Genomic DNA, 16025 nt, shown 5'->3' with positions numbered 1-16025 from the left:
ACCGACCGGCCTTAAGGATGGCCACCCGCGGCCAGTACGACTAAGCGAGTTCCCGGCGTTCCCTGTTTGGGCAAAAATGACACATCATCAGCACCGGGAGAGCCAAAGCCGTCGTGGACAGGAGTCGAGGATGAAACGATACGGTGGCCCGCGAACGGAGCAGGGACACCGAGGGGCCCAATCGCAGGGAAAATCACACGAACGACGACACGGTGGACAGCATCACCAACGACGGCAAGAACATCGCCGTCAACAAGGGGGAAGACACCAGCAAGGGCACCACCCTCACCAGCAAGGGCGTCACCAACAAGGACGACGATACGGTCATAGTCGGCGAGGACGGCAGGAGGGTGTCTCCGGGGAACAACTGAGCGACGTGGAACGGACGATAGTTCGCGGGGGACGACAGCAGCGAAAACTGCGCCAGGAGCGACTGCAACGCGAACGACGGTATGGGAAACGACGGCAACGCAGCGACCAGCAGCAACAGCAACGACAACAGCACGAATACCAGCAAGAGCGGCGATGGCAGCAACAGCACCGTCAACAGGGACAACGACGCGAACAGCAACAACGCTCACACGAACCCAGTCCGAGGCGGTTCGAGCGTCTCCAACGCTAACAACCGTCCTTGCGTTTTCAGCCACAGACCTCATGCGGAGGAGCGATGTAGCGCCTGTGGCATGACATTCAATTCGTCCGTCGACGGGGGAACGGTATGACGGAAATCGGCTACACGGTTTCGAGCGAGGAACACGGACCGAACGAGTTGGTCGAGCACGCCGTCCGGGCCGAGGAGGTCGGTTTCGAGTTCGCCTCCATCTCCGACCACTTCCACCCGTGGGTCGGCCAACAGGGGAACGCGCCGTTCGTCTGGTCTACGCTGGGCGGCATCGCACAGGCGACCGACGACCTGCCGGTCGGCGTCGGGGTGAACTGTCCCATCATGCGAATCCATCCGGTCAACGTCGCGCACGCCGCTGCGACCGCCGCGACGATGTTCGAGGGCGACTTCTTCCTCGGCGTCGGGACGGGCGAACGCCTGAACGAGCACGTCACGGGCGAGCACTGGCCCGAACATTCGGTCCGATTGGAGATGCTCGAAGAGGCCATCGAGATCATCCGAAAACTGTGGCAGGGCGGACAACAGAGCTACTACGGCGACCACTTCACCGTCGAGAACGCGCGCCTCTTCACGTTGCCCGAGGAGTCGCCGGACATCGTGATTTCGGCGTTCGGCGACACGGCGGCACGGGCCGCCGCCGAACTGGGGGACGGGTTCTGGAGCGTCGGCCCGCAGGACGTGATCGAAACGTGGGAGGACGCGGGTGGCGAGGGGCCACGATATAGCCAGATGACGGTCTGCTATGCCGAGGACGAGGAGGACGCCATCGACACGGCTCACGAGTGGTGGCCCAACAGCGCCCTCACGGGCGAACTCAACTCGCAACTGCCGACGCCGACCCACTTCGAGCAGGCCTGCGAGATGGTCACCCGCGAGGACATCGCGGAGGGGAGCATCGTCACCGACCCGGACCCCGAAACGCACATCGAGAACCTGGAGGGGTTCGCGGACGCGGGGTACGATCACGTGTACGTCCACCAGATCGGTCCCGATCAGGAATCGTTCTTCCAGTTTTACGAGGAGGAAGTTCTGCCCGAGGTCGCGTGAGCGGAGCGAACGCGACCAGGCAAGACCCGGTTTGTCTTGCCGTGGTCTCACGAACGAAGTGAGTGAGAACCAGTCAGAACGTGTTCTGACGCGGTTCGCGTGAGCCGGGCGGGACCGAAGGTCCCGCTGGAAGCCGGCGCGAATCGTCGGTGACGAAGTTCCCGTGAGCGTGCGAACGGGAGCACGGAAGAGCTTGCTCTTCCGGAGCAAACGAGAGCCGGAGAGAACGAAGATCACTGCTTCCGTTACTGCCGTCGCCAGAAGACGACCATCGCGCCGACCGGGACTCCGAGGACGGCGAGGTACGGGAGGGCGTACGCCGCGCCGACGACGAGAGCGCGGAGCACGACGGCGACGCCGTCGATCGAGTCGAGGAACGCCGCCACGACGCCCGTGTCGTACCACGACTTCTCGCGGGAGACCTTCGTGTCGGAAGCGGGTACCGACTCGCGCATCGTCACCGTCACCGTCGAGTAGGCGACTCGATTCTTCAGCGATTTTTGCTTCGCCTCCAGTCGCTCGATTTCGGACTGCACGTCCGAGAGGCGTTTCTGGACGGAGAGCACGGCGTCGGTATCGCTCGCGTTCTCGTAGAGCGATCTGAGTTTGTCGCGCTGTGATCGGAGGTTCGTCAGTCGCGCTTTCAAGTCCACCAGTTGATCGGTGACATCCACCGTACCGGTGTTCGATTCCCCGACCTCGCCTTGTCGTTTAACGCGATCGAAAAACGCCGAGAAGTTCGACTTCGGGACGCGGAAGACGACTTCGCCGGATTTCCACGTCCGGTTACCCCGCCGGTGGACGCGCTGGCTCGAATCGCTGACGAACCCACCACGTTTTCCGGCGAGTCGGGCCAGCGTCGTCCGCGTCTCCTCGAAGTCTTCGACCGACAGGGAGACGTTTCCGTTCCGGATGAGCATCCGCTGTTGGACCGACAGCGCGGACTGCTGAGCCGAGTCGCTCCGTCCGTTCGAACTCCCGCGGTTGGCGTGGTTCGACCCGCCACCGTTTCCGTGCGCGGCGTTGTCCTTCGCCGCGTCGTTGCCGCCCATTCCGGCGCATCCGGCGAGGACGACGAGGACGACCAACGAGAGCGCGACCAGCCGCCTGTGACTGTCTGCCATACTCGTGAATTGTAGATGATAAGTAAAGTGGTTGTGAAGAGTGAAAGAACCGTTTCACCCTCCGGCGTGCCGCGCGAGCTTTCGGGATGACGGAACCTATTTGGGTGCGCCGACAGTCGCTCCGGATATGTTCGTACTCGTCAATCTCAAGGCGTATCCGTGCGACCCAATCGAAATCGCGGAAGCCGCTCGCGACGTCGCCGAGGACTACGGCGTCGATATCGCCGTGGCGCCGCAGGCGGCCCACCTCTCCCGCGTGGCCGACACCGGCGTCGAAACGTGGGGACAACACGTCAGCCCGGTCGAACACGGCAGCCACACCGGGAGCACCCTCGCGGAGGCAGTCGCCGACGCGGGTGCGACAGGCACGATGCTCAACCACTCCGAATGCAGGCTCAAACTCGCGGACATCGACGCCGGACTCGACGCCGCCGAGCGCGTCGGTCTCGACACGACGGTCTGTGCGAACAACCCCGAGCAGGTCGGCGCGGCCGCCGCCCTTGGACCGGACGCCGTGGCCGTCGAACCGCCGGAACTCATCGGTACCGGCACGCCCGTCAGCAAGGCCGACCCGGACATCGTCACCGACGCCGTGGCCGCCGCGGAAGCCATCTCGGACGACGTGAGCGTCTACTGTGGCGCGGGAATCAGCACCGGCGAGGACCTCGTCGCGGCGCGGGAACTCGGCGCTGAAGGCGTTCTCCTGGCAAGCGGTGTCGCAAAGGCCGACGACCCGAAAGCCGCGCTTGAAAATCTCGTGGAACCGCTCTAAGCGGGTCAGTCAGAAACGATAACGAAGTGGTCGTCGTCCTGTTTTTCGAGCACCGATTTCTCCCGCATACTCACGACGTAGCCCGTGACCGTCCGTTCGAGTTCGTGCTCCGCTCGAACTCGGACGAGGTTGCCGATGACCTGCGCCGACGGCGGCTTCTGTGCCGCACCGCAGTCGTAGATGGTGAGCAGTTCATCACCCTGCTCGGACTCGTAGACGATGATGTGGGCGTGTTGGGGGAGATGCCATTGCTCCTCGCCCACCGCCGCCAACTTGTTCATACCCGAACTAGCGGGGCATGGGTAATCAGCGGTCCGGAAGCGAGTGAAAATCAGAAATCCGAGAGCGACACCTGCCCGTCGCGGTCACCCGACCGCGAGCGGTCGGAGTTGTCGTTGGACTCGGTTGACTCGTCCGGGTCAGACGACCCGGACGAGTCGGTTGTGTCTGGCGAATTCTCCGTGTTCTTCCATTTGTCCCACCTGTCCGACGAATCGGACGAGTCGGCGTCAGCCGACGAGTTCGGTTCGGAAGCCGAATCCGGATCGTTCCCTGTCGATTCCGGTGTCTCGAACCCGTCGAGGCTGGTCTGGTCGCTCTCGGTGAACTGGAGGTTCGACACGCGCACGCCGACCTTTCGAACCCGGTCGTCGTCGAACTCGGTCAGCAAATCGAGCGCGACTTCCTCGACGAGTTCGGGTTCGTCCACCGGTCCCGGAAGCGAGCGTGCGCGGGTGTGCACGTCGAACGGCGGCGTCACGACCTTCACTCCGATGGTGCGGTACATCGCGTCCCTGTCGCGGGCGCGCTCCGCGACTGCCGCCGCGAGGTTGGCGACGCGAGTTCGTTTCTCCTCGGTATCGGTCGTCGGGTCGGTGAACGCCGACTCGCGCGAGAGGCTCTTCGGTCGGCCCGTCGGGGTCACCGTCCGGTCGTCGTCGCCGCGCGCTCGGTGGTACAGTTCCCGGCCGCGTTCGCCGAACCGATCGGCGAGAACCCGCGGGTCGGCGTCGGCGAGGTCGGCAGCGGTTTCGATACCCATCTCACGGAGCGTGCGGGCCGTCACCGGGCCGATTCCGTGTAACTCGGCAACGTCGAGCGGCGCGAGGAACTCCCGGACGGTGCCCGGTTCGACCACGGTCAACCCGTCGGGCTTGTCGAAGTCGCTCGCGATTTTCGCCGCGCTCATGTTCGGCGCGACGCCGACGCTCGCGGTGACGCCGACCTCGCGCTGGATCCGGTTCTTGACGTGTCGGGCAAACCCTTCCGCGACCCTCCAGGCGGTTCGGTCGGTGACGTCGAGGTAGGCCTCGTCGATGCTCACCTCGCGCACCGTGTCCGCACAGTCGTGGAGGATAGCGCGCACGTCCGAACTGACCGATTTGTAGAACTCGATATCGACGGGGCGGTAGTATCCCCGCACTTCGTCGCCCGTATCGTCATCTCCGTCGTCCGTATTGCTCTCCCCGCCCGTATCGCCCTCTTCGTCGTCCGTGTCGTCATGTCCGTCGTCCGTATCGCCGTCCCCGTCGTCGGTTGTCTCCTCATCACCGCTCGCTTCGTCGTTCTTCTCCGATTTTTTCGGTAGTCGTTCGAGCGCCTTTCCGATGGCTTGGGCGCTCTCGACGCCGTGCTCGCGGGCTTCGTAGCTCGCCGTGGCGACGGCACCGTGAGATTCACCCTCCTCGTAGCCCATCCCGACGACGACCGGTTCGCCGCGTAGCGACGGGTCACGGAGCCGTTCGCAGGAGGCATAAAAGCAGTCCATGTCGACGTGGAGGACGATACGCTCCTCGTGTTCGTCCTCCACACCGGGTAAGCGTGAACTGCCACGGTTCGACATTCGTGGATGTGTTGGTTCGCGACCGGAATTAACCTGTGCAAACCGGATCGGAAGTGAAACGAGCCACTTGATCAAGAATATTTGACACCCAGTCCGGCCACAAGCGGTAAATACAGATCTCTGGTCTTCTACGCGCTCTTTCGCTATGTTTATGCGCGGATATGTAGTACCGATGAATACAATGGTCGCTCCCGACGAAGAAATCCCAAACGAGGATGAAAGACTCAGCATCCGAGTCATCAACGCGATTGCCGAGCACGAAGGCACGACGCCGACCGAAATCAGGCCGGTACTGTACGATACCATCGACCCCGACGCGCTCGATTCCCTCTTTTCTGCGACCCATCAGGGAGACTCCCGAGCGGACGGCAACGTCGAGTTTCGCTACGGTCCCCATCGAGTAACGGTCCACAGCGATGGTCGAATAGAAATCGAGCGCGTCCGGGATTCCGGGTCGCTCTCTTCCACCTCCGAAACGGCGTCGGGAGACAACTAAACGACGACTATTCGAGTGAGCGACCTCCACCCACCCCCTCTCTATACTCACCGTATCCTCCCCGACGACTGCCGATGGTCGTGTCAACTATCGAAATCGCCGATAGCTATATCACTGGTTCGTCTCTGATGGATAGTCGTATACCTGTGGTCGATTCACCAAGTGATGAACGGATGGGAATAGAGATAGAGGATGTCAGTGACGACAACCCAGCGGAAACGTCCTCGACGTACGTCTTCGACATCGAGAAAGAGATGGCGAACGGACACACTTGCGCCGGTATCGTCCGAGCCATCGCTACCGTCATGGACGAGGAGCCGAGCCGAATGCAACCGCTCCACACCGCCGTCAACTGCGACGCCCTCGACGCGCTGTTCCGAACCCGCCGCTACGGGGACGCCCGCGATAACGTGTCGATCACCTTCCACTACGACGTCTACGAAGTGACCGTCGACGCGAAGGGCAAAGTCGCCGTGAAGGAGTAACCGTTCCCATCCCGGCTTCGTTTCGAGCGATTACAGCCATCCACGGAGCGACCGGTTCGACGGATTATCGAACACTTCGGGCAACGTGTAGCTAGTTCTCCGCATTTTTTAACCCTCGACTTACTACCGACTGAGTGATGAGATATTCACACAGGGACACGATACGAACGACCCGATTCCTCCCGCTCGGTCGCAACCGTCCCCGTTCGGTGGTGAGCGTCCCATGATGCCGTGGGGGCACGCCGCGTTCGGGTACGCCCTGTACTCACTCGGGCACCGTGCGTGGACGCGCGCACCGCCATCCGGAAAAGCGGTGCTCGCCGCCCTCTTCGGAACGCAACTACCGGACCTCGTGGACAAACCCCTCTCGTGGGGACTCCACCTCTTCCCACAGGGGTACTCCGTCGCCCACTCGGTGTTCGTCGCCATCCCCATCGGCCTGCTCGTCATCGCCCTCGGGGTGTACTACGACAAGGCCGACATCGGTGCCGCGTTCGCTGTCGGCTACTGGTCGCACCTCGTCGGGGACATCATCGTCGCGTTCATGGAACACCACGCGTCGCCGTTCGACCGCGTGTTGTGGCCCGTGGTGACTCTTCCGCCGTATCACCACTCGGTGTCGCTGTTCGACCGCGCCTTCCACATCATCGGCGCGTTCTTTCAATCGCTCACGGCGAAACAGCAGTTGATGGTGCTCGGCATCTACCTCGCACCGTACTTCTGCGTGTTCATCCTCTGGCTCGTGGACGGCGCGCCGGTCGTTTCGGAGCTAAAACAGGCAGTCGTCGGGCGATAGAAGGAACTCGCTTGGACGACCCCACGCCCGTCTTTTACTGATTTTTGCCGATACGATCCCGAGTCGCTCCGGTTCGCTGCCCCAGCGTGTCGAACTTGACGAGGACGGCGTGGAAAAATCGACTGACGATCTGTTGCGTCTCGGTGGTGTCGATGTCGGAGTACTCCGTGCCGAGGCCGATACCGTGAGCGTGATCGCCGATACTCGCGGAAAGCTCATATGAAATGGAGATAATAGCTACATAATGACCGACGATACGCTTGTCCAGTGGAAAACTCTCGTCAATATGCTTGGGACCGGAATAATCACTGCGTTGGTCGCGCTCCTCCTCGTGATGTTTTTCCCACTTCCGGGTCTGCCGTCGTGGGCACCGATTCTACTGGGAGTCGCTGTGTCATTCTTGTACTATTCTTACGAAGAATATGGACGAGAGGAAGTGACGACATCGTAATCCAGTCACTGTACCCACACCATCCCCACAAAGCTCGTCGGCCATCTCGACGTCCCAAAGTAACCACGACGCGTTCTACTTCCTCGGCTTCGTCCTCTGGAACCTCGTTACGATCATCGTCGTCATCCGAGCTACTGCCAGGGTTTCCCGTTGTGGTTCCTTCATCACGTTTGCTTCTGTACCGTATTGAGGGCCTTGATGAGTTGATATCCGACGATGAAGATGACGAAGCACACGAGGCCAGCAAACCAGGATAGTAACTTGTCTGGGTTGATCGCGACAACCATGATTGCGAAACCGGTTCCGAGAACACCTACAAACACAAAAACGTGACCGACAAGCCGCATAATCGCTCGGTTCATCTGAATCGTATCAACTCATCTGTTTCTCCTGTAACGTATATGCGTGAGGGTTCTCCTACGTGGTAATTTCGAGCTACCTTGGAGAATTGTATTCCCGGATTATTTCACACCACGTCCACCACTAGCCGTTCTCTCATCTTCTTCGCACTCCCTGGTTTTCCGTTCCCCATGAAAACACGTATGCAATTTTGCGGATTCGTTTGTCGCGTTCTACAACCCCAATGGAATCGAGAAGCTGCTCGATGGGTGAAAATTATTTGTTCGTGAAAAACTACTGTGGATATATGCTGGCCGAGGCGTTCTTCTATCTTGGGCAACTCCTTACGCCACTCGCTGGTTTGCTCTGTCTTCGATTGTTACTCATGACTGGTTGGGTAACCGAGGGAACAGAAGAGCGTGACGTGTGGTTTTCCGAGACGCCTCAAGAAGTGCACTCGTATAAATCACCGTTTCACAAGGGGGCTACTTGGATTGTCGGAGTCTTCGGCGTCTGGTTTCTCACTCTCATCCTGTACGTCTTCATCGTTGATTCGCTCTTGGCGTCACTATAATCAGAAGCGGATTACCCAGCCCACCGCCCTCAAGGAAGCAAATTTCGGCCACTCACTAACTCGGTACTTTCCAAGCCCGGTTTGCTTCGGTACCGTAGGTTCGGCGGAAGTCAGCGGTTACGTGGGCGTCACAGTAATCGCAGGTAGTCCGCTCGGAGGGGATTGCGGACGGTAAACGGACTACCATCCGGTCGTCACCTCCGAATAACGAGACCCAACGCTAACGGGTTTACCTGTAGTTAGTGGTTCTAAAAAGCTTAGTAAGGCTTTTTTACAGCATGGGGTCGGAGGGATTTGAACCCCCGATCGACTGATATCTCCGGTGCGCCTCGGAACTCCAGAGGGTCGTCAACGCGAGCGATGATCAGTCACCCGCTCGGTATATCAGCTGGAGTTTCGTCCCGGGCGCGTAGCCTCTGGAGTCAGTCGCCATCCCTGGCTTGGCCACGACCCCGCGAATTTTGATTGGTCGAAAAGGCCTAAAGGGGTTTCGATTCTATTCCTCCCGCGTCCCCCAATCGCAGTCCTGGCATTTATATCCCGTCACGAACGCCGTGACACTCGGCATGTACCCGACCTTGAGCACGTCGCCGCCGCAGTCGGGGCACTGCCGCTCGGCGTCCTCGATGCGGTCGGCTTCCATCACGGAATCGTCCTCTACCAGTTCGGCCAGTCGCTTCGGCGTCACCATCCGTCCCTGCACGACGCGATTATCCGGCATGTGAAAACCACTGCGGCGGAGCGGGAAAAACGTTACAGCTACGGGTCGATACTACCACCGAAAAGGGAACGGTCGAGCGAGGTTACAGCCACGGACGGCGTTGGCCGCCGTCCTCCTCGCCGGGGTAGCCGTAGGCCGAGGACGATCCGTCCGCATCTCCCTCGGGACTCCCTTCAGCGAGGTTCTCTTCGCTGAAGTCCTCTCCGGCGAGTTCGCCGTCGTCGAATTCGTCGGCGTTCTCGCCGCCGTCCGTCACGGCCGCCTGCGACTCGTCAACGGCCGGTTGCGGTTCGGCGGCGACCGGTTCCGGCTTTCCGGCGGCCTCCTCGGCCGCTTCGACGGCAGACTCGACGTGTTCGCCGGGGTCGAGCGCCAACAGGCTGGTGACCACGAGGACGAACAGCGGGGCCCGACCCGGTGCGAAGCCGAGTATCGACAGGGGCAGGACGCCCAGCGCGACCGCGCTGCCGAAGCGGAAGCGATCGATGTCCACGACGCCGCGCAGCCACGGCGAGGTGAGTGCGATGGCGAGCGCGAACGCGACACCCGTCCCGGCCGCCGCGACGGCGGGGACGATTTGGGTCGCTTCGATGGCCTTGACTTGGAAGCCGGCGGGTTGCAGGCTGGCGAGCAGTCCGAAGCCGACGATGACTCCGGGGCTCGGCAAATATTCGCCGATGCGTGCACTCGCGGTCTTCGCGGCGATGGCGGCGATGACCAGCGCGGCGAAGCGCTCGAAGGTTTCCATCTTCAACGCGCTCGCGATGGTCGGCGCGAATGCGGCCTCGATGCCAGCGACAGCGATGAGGACGACACCGACCGCGAGGACGGTCATCGCCTGTTCACGCGGGGTGCCATCCATCTCGGCGAGGATGACCGCGACGGTCGCGCTGCCGCCGAAGACGAGCAGGCCGACCTGAATGATGCCGACCGGGGAACTCAACGCGCCGGCGAGCACCATCGCCGGGAAGATGCCGTCCACGAGGGGGAGCCCCATGACCGTCGCGAGCAACTTCGTCGCGCCGCCTACTTGTCGCTCTAAGCGATAGGCGACCGGGTGTTGTGAGCTACTCATCGACTAGTGACTATGACCCTGACCCGTGGGCGAAGGGTGATGGTATCTGCGGTGCGACCGGTCGTGCGAATTCGGTCGAAGATTCCCCGCAAATCCTTTCGCTACCAGTGTTGTGCACAGTTTAGCAAAAATTGCAATCGGAGCAAAAGAGTCGCTGCTCGTCCGACCTGCAATGCGCTGTGCCATGAGACTGGTAGAGTCCATATTTACAATTATTGTCGATTATTGCTTAAGTGTTGCGTGACAAATGACCCCACGCAACGCGAAATGGACGCAAAAATGCCCGTCTCGCTTGCGCTTTTTTGTCAAACAACCCCGATCACCAACTGTTCTTCAGTGGCAATATATGACACGTTCGGCCGCCGCCCCCCGAATACTCACATGCATGTATAACATTCAACGTTTAGGACGACAGGAACGCACAATCTCGCAACGTTTTTCAGTAACCGCTCCGTTCGCATTACATGGCGAACGATTCTACCAACGACGGGCCGTATTCCGAGAAACTCCGCGTACCGGAGGCGCTCACCTTCGACGACGTGCTCCTGCGCCCGAAGGAGAGCCGCGTCGAACCGGACGACGCCGACGTGAAATCCCGTGTCTCGAAGAACGTCGAACTCAACGTTCCAGTCCTGTCCGCGGCGATGGACACCGTCACGGAGAGCGATATGGCGATCGAGATGGCACGACAGGGCGGACTGGGCGTCCTCCATCGAAACATGGACGTCGATCATATGGTCGCCGAGATCGAGCGCGTCAAGCACGCCGACGAACTCATCATCCGTGACGTCGTGACGGCGAGTCCGAAACAGACGGTTCGCGAAGTGGACCGAATGATGGCACACGAGGGCGTCAGCGGCGCACCCGTGATCGATGACGACGACGAAGTGCTCGGCATCATCTCCGGCACCGACATCCGCCCGTACCTCGAAGTCGGCGAGAAGGACGAAGTGCAGGAAGCGATGACCGACGAGGTCATCACTGCCATGGAGGATGTGACCGCGCGCGAGGCACTCGAACTCATGTACGAACACAAGATCGAGCGCGTTCCCATCGTGGACGACGAGGACCACCTTACCGGACTCGTCACCATGCAGGGCGTCCTCCAGCGCCGGGAGTACGGTGAGGCGATCCGCGACGACGATGGCCATCTCCGCGTCGGTGCCGCCGTCGGGCCGTTCGAAACCGACCGCGCCGTCGCCGCCGACGAGGCGGGTGCAGACGTGCTCTTCATTGATTGTGCGCACGCGCACAACCTGAACGTCATCGACGGGGCACGGGAGATCAAGGAATCGGTCGATGCCGACGTCGTCGTCGGAAACATCGGCACGCGCGAAGCCGCGGAGGACATCGTGGACTTCGCCGACGGCCTGAAGGTCGGTATCGGACCGGGAAGCATCTGTACCACCCGCGTCGTCAGCGGGTCGGGTATGCCACAGATAACCGCCATCTCGCAGGTGGCCGACGTCGCGACTCAACACGACGTTCCCGTCATCGCCGACGGTGGGATTCGGTACTCCGGCGACGCCATCAAGTCCATCGCGGCGGGTGCCGACGCCGTCATGCTTGGGTCGTACTTCGCGGGGACCGACGAGGCACCGGGCCGTGTCATCACCATCGAGGGCAAGAAGTACAAGCAGTACCGCGGCATGGGCAGCGTCGGCGCGATGAAGAGCGGCGACGGCAGCCGCTATCTCAAGGACGAACCGCAGGACGAGGACGAGTACGTCCCCGAAGGTGTCGAGGCGGCCAAACCGTACAAGGGGACCCTCGAAAGTGAACTCCACCAACTCGTCGGCGGCATGCAGTCCGGCATGGGCTACGTCGGCGCGGAGACGATTCCGTCGTTCAAGGAGCGCTCGGAGTTCGTCCGCATCTCGCCCGCCGGCCAGCAGGAGAGCCACGCACACGACGTGATGATCACCGACGAAGCGCCGAACTACAGCCCCGGCGAGTAATCGAGACATTCACACGCCGTCACCATCTTTATCCCATCCGTTCGAAATTTGTAGTCTTGCAGACGTTTCTTCGATTACAGTACGAGAAATCCGACGAATTCCCGTCCGAATTCGGGCACGACATTCGAACGCCCGAATCGTTCGTCGAGGAGTTCATCACGGAGTTTTCCGACGAGGGGGACACCGTTCTCGACCCCTTCGCCGGGTTCGGAACGACGATGAAAGTCGCCGAGGAGTTGGGTCGGGTTCCTTACGGAATCGAATACGAGGAAGACAGGGTGACGTTTATCCGCGATCGCATTGAACACGAGGACAACGTCGTCAACGGCACCGTCTTCGACCTCCCCGATTACGGGTTGCCGACGTTCGATCTGTGTCTCACCTCGCCGCCATACATGGCCGAAGAGGGAGAAACCAATCCGTTTCAGAACTACACTGGAGAGAGCAGTTACGAGGAGTACCTGGCGGATTTTCGGCGCGCATTCGCAACCGTCAAGCAGTACCTGGTTGACGACGCCCCTGTTCTCGTGGATATCTCGAACCTGAAAAACGACGGGAACGTGACGACCCTGGTGTGGGACGCTGGCGGAATTCTCTCGGAACAGTTCCACTTCGAGGGAGAAATCGTGGTGGGGTGGGAAACGGACGACAGTGAGGAACGGGACGGTAACTACGACTACGGTTACGATCACAACTACTGTCTCGTGTTTCGAAACGACGACTGATCGTCATCCGACGTGCTCGGGCAGTGCCAATCGAATTCCGAGGCCGACGAAGACGCTCCCCGCGAGCCATTGGAGGCCGCGGTTCACGCGGTCGTTCTCACGGACGACCCGTCCCACGCGTTGTGCGGCGACTGCCACAGTCGAGAGGTATACGAGCGTCAACACGGCGTAGGTCAGGCCGAGCAACGCCATCCGAACATCGGTGTTCGACCCGGTTCCGGCGAACTGTGGAAGGAACGCGAGGAAGAACAGCGCGACTTTGGGGTTGAGGACGTTCACGGCGACGCCCTGCCGAAAGCTGTTTTCGGTGCGTTCGATATCCGTTTCGCTCTCCAACGTCAGTCCGTCGTCCGACCGGAGCGTCTGAATCCCGAGATAGACGAGGTAGACGGCACCGACGAGTTTGACGGCGGAGTAGGCGACCGCGGAGGTTCGGAGGAGGACGGAGAGACCCAACACTGCCGCAGTCGTGTGAACCAAAACTCCGGTGCTGACGCCCGACGCCGCCCGAACGCCTGCCCGCCGTCCGTATTCGATACCGCGGGTGAGAACGCAGATCGTGTCCGGGCCCGGCATGGCGATGAGCGCGAGCGAAGCGCCGAGAAAGACCAGCAGGGGTGAAAGAGCCATCGTTCAGCTAACGCGGACGAGCGGTCGCCAGTAATACCTTTGCACGAAAGGGACGACGGAACCGCGTTACCGTGACAAAGGGGCGATGGGACCGCGTTACCGTGACAACAGTGAACACGAACTGTGAGCGAGACGACTTATAATAGATTTGTATGTAAAGCCAAGGAGGTATCTCAATAAAGAAGACATGATATGATAAGAATCATTTCAGATTCGATCAAACCATGCCACGAAATAGCCCTTCATCAGATCTGACGGATTTCGAGGTCGATCGACGCACATATCTCAAATCGGGTATCTTTGCACTCGGTTCGGTAGGGGGATTGGCCGCCAGTTCGCGGGATGTCTCCGCGGGTTCGAGCGGCAACTCTCGTTCGAGCTATTCGATTATGGAAGGAACGGCGGAAGAGACGACGGTGTACGAAATCGACAGCGGGAACCCCGGCCCGACGGTGATGCTCACCGGCGGAATACACGGTAGCGAGGCGAACGGGTACAAATCGGCCGAGGTGATCATGAATTGGGACATCGACGCCGGACGGATGGTCGTGATTCCCAGATGCAACCAGTGGGGAATCGAACGGGACTCGCGGACGTACGACAACCACGACAAGCGCAACATCGACCTCAATCGACAGTTCCCGCCGGGAAAGACGCCGACGACGCCACTCGCCCGAGCGATTTGGAACGTGGCAGTGTCGGAGGACATCGACTTCCTCATCGACATGCACAGTTCCCACGGCATCTACAAGAACGGCGACGGTGTCGGACAGGGAATCTTCTCCACGGCGGCGGGGAACGCGACTGCCTACCGCAAGCGCCTCGTCTCGTACATGAACGAGAACGTCATCACCGATTCGACGTTCGCGTACAGCGGAGCGACGAGTCCTGACGGTTCACGGCCGATGCTCAAACACAAGGTCGGTGCGGATCTGAACACGCCCGCGATGATCATCGAATCGACGTACGAGTACGATCGATCGATCGCCACACAGGTCCAGAACACCACCGCCGTGGTCCGTGAATTCTTCCGGGAGTACGGCCTCATCACGCAGTCGCACAACGCGGCCGCGGACAACGCGCTCCTGTACCACGACGACGCCGCCGCCGTCGATGCGTCAGTGGACGACAACGGGAAACGGTCCGGACTCTCGTTCACGGTCACGAACGACGCCGACTCGTCCATGTGGATTCAGGACGTGCAAATCGAACCGGCGAACGACGACATCGACGGACTCAGCGACCACTCCTACGACGAGGGCAAATGGGTCAGCGAACTGTTCATCGACGCGGACGTGCAGAACGGCGTCACCGACCTCAACGGTGGGACGTCGCTACCGACGACCATCGACCTCGATACCGATGGTTTCAGCGACAGCGCCTCGACCGAGGCGGTCCTCTCGTCCGGTTCCTCCGCGACCGTCCATCTCTATCAGTTCGAATCGGACGGCTCCCCGGTCGATATGACGGGCGAATCGGTCGACTTCACCGTGAGCTACGGACTCGACAGCGGAGCGATGGGGTCGTCCTCGTTCACGGGGAGTAGCGCCTCGTCCGGTTCGAGCGCCCCTTCGCAGGATTCGAGCATTCCGTCGCACGGTTCGAACACGTCCTCACGGGATTCGAGTGCTTCTTCGCAGAATGGCTATCTCGCCTACAACAAGGACGCCGGAGCGGTCGATACCCCTGCTGACGACAACGAGGAACGGTCGGGAATCACGTTTAGCCTCACGAACAAATCCGGGTCGAACACGACGATTCGGAGCATCGGTATCGAACCGGAGAACGACGACATCGACGAACTGCGCGACCACTCCTACAGCGAGGGCAAGTGGGTCAGCGAACTCGCCATCGACGCCGACGTGCGGAACGGCGTCACCGACATCAACGGTGGCACGTCACTACCGACGACCATCGACCTCGGTTCGGACGGGTTCAGCGACAGTGCCTCGACCGAGGCGGTCCTCTCGTCCGGATCCACCGCAACCGCCCACTGCTACCAGTTCGAATCGAACGGCACCCCCGTCGATATGGCGGGTGAAGCGGTCGAATTCACGGTGGACTACGAACTCGGCGACGGGACGAGCAAAACCCTCTCGTTCACGGCCGAAAACGACTCGTCCGGTTCGCTGGCCCCGTCACACCCCCTCGGCTACGACGGAACCGTCGCCGCAGTCGATACCCCCGAAGACAGCAACGGCGAGCGCTCGGGACTCTCGTTCGAGGTCACGAACGACGCGTCGTCGAACCTGATAATCGAACGCCTGCGCATCACGCCGTCCGACGGCGACATCGACGAACTGCGCGACCACTCCTACAGCGAGGGCAAGTGGGTCAGCGAACTCGCCATCGACGCCGACGTGC

General features: G+C 60.9%; 17 protein-coding genes and 1 tRNA gene. 11 read left to right on the top strand and 7 right to left on the bottom strand.

All coding sequences use genetic code 11. The annotated features are described in order from the left end of the window. Positions 1 to 143 precede the first annotated feature (143 nt). The 3 genes from NKF25_RS17595 (at position 144) to NKF25_RS17585 (ending at position 1672) form a co-directional block, all read left to right on the top strand. A complete protein-coding gene (locus NKF25_RS17595) occupies positions 144 to 371 on the top strand; it encodes a hypothetical protein (protein ID WP_253227965.1) in 228 nt (75 codons plus the stop codon). 5 nt (positions 372 to 376) lie between these two features. Further along, positions 377 to 622 carry a hypothetical protein gene (locus NKF25_RS17590; RefSeq protein ID WP_253227964.1) on the top strand — a complete coding sequence of 82 codons (246 nt, stop codon included), beginning with the start codon at positions 377 to 379 and terminating at the stop codon, positions 620 to 622. A 96-nt stretch (positions 623 to 718) separates the two neighbouring features. Beyond that, on the top strand, positions 719 to 1672 hold the full coding sequence (locus NKF25_RS17585) for a TIGR03557 family F420-dependent LLM class oxidoreductase (protein ID WP_253227963.1): 954 nt from the start codon (positions 719 to 721) through the stop codon (positions 1670 to 1672). A gap of 245 nt (positions 1673 to 1917) precedes the next feature. Here the strand turns inward: NKF25_RS17585 and NKF25_RS17580 are convergent, their stop codons facing one another. Then, the gene (locus tag NKF25_RS17580) at positions 1918 to 2796 is read right to left on the bottom strand and encodes a DUF4349 domain-containing protein (RefSeq protein WP_253227962.1); all 879 of its coding nucleotides are present in this window, start codon (positions 2794 to 2796) and stop codon (positions 1918 to 1920) included. Positions 2797 to 2923: 127 nt separating this feature from the next. Here NKF25_RS17580 and tpiA point away from each other — a divergent pair, with 127 nt between their 5' ends. Then, positions 2924 to 3568: a triose-phosphate isomerase gene (tpiA, locus tag NKF25_RS17575; protein ID WP_253227961.1), complete on the top strand. Its 645-nt coding sequence runs from the start codon at positions 2924 to 2926 to the stop codon at positions 3566 to 3568. A gap of 5 nt (positions 3569 to 3573) precedes the next feature. Here the strand turns inward: tpiA and NKF25_RS17570 are convergent, their stop codons facing one another. Both NKF25_RS17570 and NKF25_RS17565 read right to left on the bottom strand, forming a co-directional pair. Further along, on the bottom strand, positions 3574 to 3849 hold the full coding sequence (locus tag NKF25_RS17570) for a hypothetical protein (protein ID WP_253227960.1): 276 nt from the start codon (positions 3847 to 3849) through the stop codon (positions 3574 to 3576). Between the two features lie 50 nt (positions 3850 to 3899). Further along, positions 3900 to 5411 carry a DNA polymerase IV gene (locus NKF25_RS17565; RefSeq protein WP_253227959.1) on the bottom strand — a complete coding sequence of 504 codons (1512 nt, stop codon included), beginning with the start codon at positions 5409 to 5411 and terminating at the stop codon, positions 3900 to 3902. A gap of 181 nt (positions 5412 to 5592) precedes the next feature. On the opposite strand from NKF25_RS17565, the gene NKF25_RS17560 reads away from it, so the two are divergent. The 4 genes from NKF25_RS17560 (at position 5593) to NKF25_RS17545 (ending at position 7639) form a co-directional block, all read left to right on the top strand. Further along, on the top strand, positions 5593 to 5907 hold the full coding sequence (locus NKF25_RS17560; protein WP_253227958.1) for a HalOD1 output domain-containing protein: 315 nt from the start codon (positions 5593 to 5595) through the stop codon (positions 5905 to 5907). Positions 5908 to 6053: 146 nt separating this feature from the next. Next, positions 6054 to 6392, top strand: a complete 339-nt coding sequence (locus NKF25_RS17555) for a HalOD1 output domain-containing protein (RefSeq protein WP_253227957.1) — start codon at positions 6054 to 6056, stop codon at positions 6390 to 6392. A 223-nt stretch (positions 6393 to 6615) separates the two neighbouring features. Next, positions 6616 to 7188, top strand: coding sequence for a metal-dependent hydrolase (locus NKF25_RS17550; protein WP_066142641.1), 573 nt, complete (start codon positions 6616 to 6618; stop codon positions 7186 to 7188). Positions 7189 to 7432: 244 nt separating this feature from the next. Then, positions 7433 to 7639: a hypothetical protein gene (locus tag NKF25_RS17545; protein WP_253227956.1), complete on the top strand. Its 207-nt coding sequence runs from the start codon at positions 7433 to 7435 to the stop codon at positions 7637 to 7639. A 1192-nt stretch (positions 7640 to 8831) separates the two neighbouring features. On the opposite strand, the gene NKF25_RS17540 is transcribed toward NKF25_RS17545, so the two are convergent. From NKF25_RS17540 to NKF25_RS17530, 3 genes are all read right to left on the bottom strand, one after another. Beyond that, positions 8832 to 9006, bottom strand: a tRNA-Trp gene (locus NKF25_RS17540). A gap of 42 nt (positions 9007 to 9048) precedes the next feature. Further along, positions 9049 to 9273, bottom strand: coding sequence for a DUF5795 family protein (locus tag NKF25_RS17535; RefSeq protein WP_066142630.1), 225 nt, complete (start codon positions 9271 to 9273; stop codon positions 9049 to 9051). Between the two features lie 82 nt (positions 9274 to 9355). Continuing rightward, a complete protein-coding gene (locus NKF25_RS17530) occupies positions 9356 to 10348 on the bottom strand; it encodes a DUF5794 domain-containing protein (RefSeq protein ID WP_253227955.1) in 993 nt (330 codons plus the stop codon). Positions 10349 to 10812: 464 nt separating this feature from the next. Between NKF25_RS17530 and guaB the strand changes: the two genes are divergently transcribed. Further along, complete coding sequence (gene guaB / locus NKF25_RS17525; protein ID WP_253227954.1) at positions 10813 to 12306, top strand: IMP dehydrogenase; 1494 nt, start codon at positions 10813 to 10815, stop codon at positions 12304 to 12306. A 56-nt stretch (positions 12307 to 12362) separates the two neighbouring features. Further along, positions 12363 to 13031: a DNA methyltransferase gene (locus tag NKF25_RS17520; protein WP_253227953.1), complete on the top strand. Its 669-nt coding sequence runs from the start codon at positions 12363 to 12365 to the stop codon at positions 13029 to 13031. A gap of 3 nt (positions 13032 to 13034) precedes the next feature. Here NKF25_RS17520 and NKF25_RS17515 read toward each other — a convergent pair whose 3' ends face one another. Next, on the bottom strand, positions 13035 to 13661 hold the full coding sequence (locus tag NKF25_RS17515) for a LysE family translocator (RefSeq protein WP_253227952.1): 627 nt from the start codon (positions 13659 to 13661) through the stop codon (positions 13035 to 13037). A 389-nt stretch (positions 13662 to 14050) separates the two neighbouring features. Here NKF25_RS17515 and NKF25_RS17510 point away from each other — a divergent pair. Further along, positions 14051 to 16025: succinylglutamate desuccinylase/aspartoacylase family protein (locus NKF25_RS17510; RefSeq protein ID WP_253227951.1), on the top strand; the 1975-nt coding region annotated here is incomplete at its 3' end.

The sequence above is a fragment of the Haladaptatus sp. AB643 genome (assembly GCF_024136975.1).
GTDB lineage: Archaea > Halobacteriota > Halobacteria > Halobacteriales > Haladaptataceae > Haladaptatus.
This window is presented reverse-complemented; position numbering and strand designations above follow the sequence as displayed.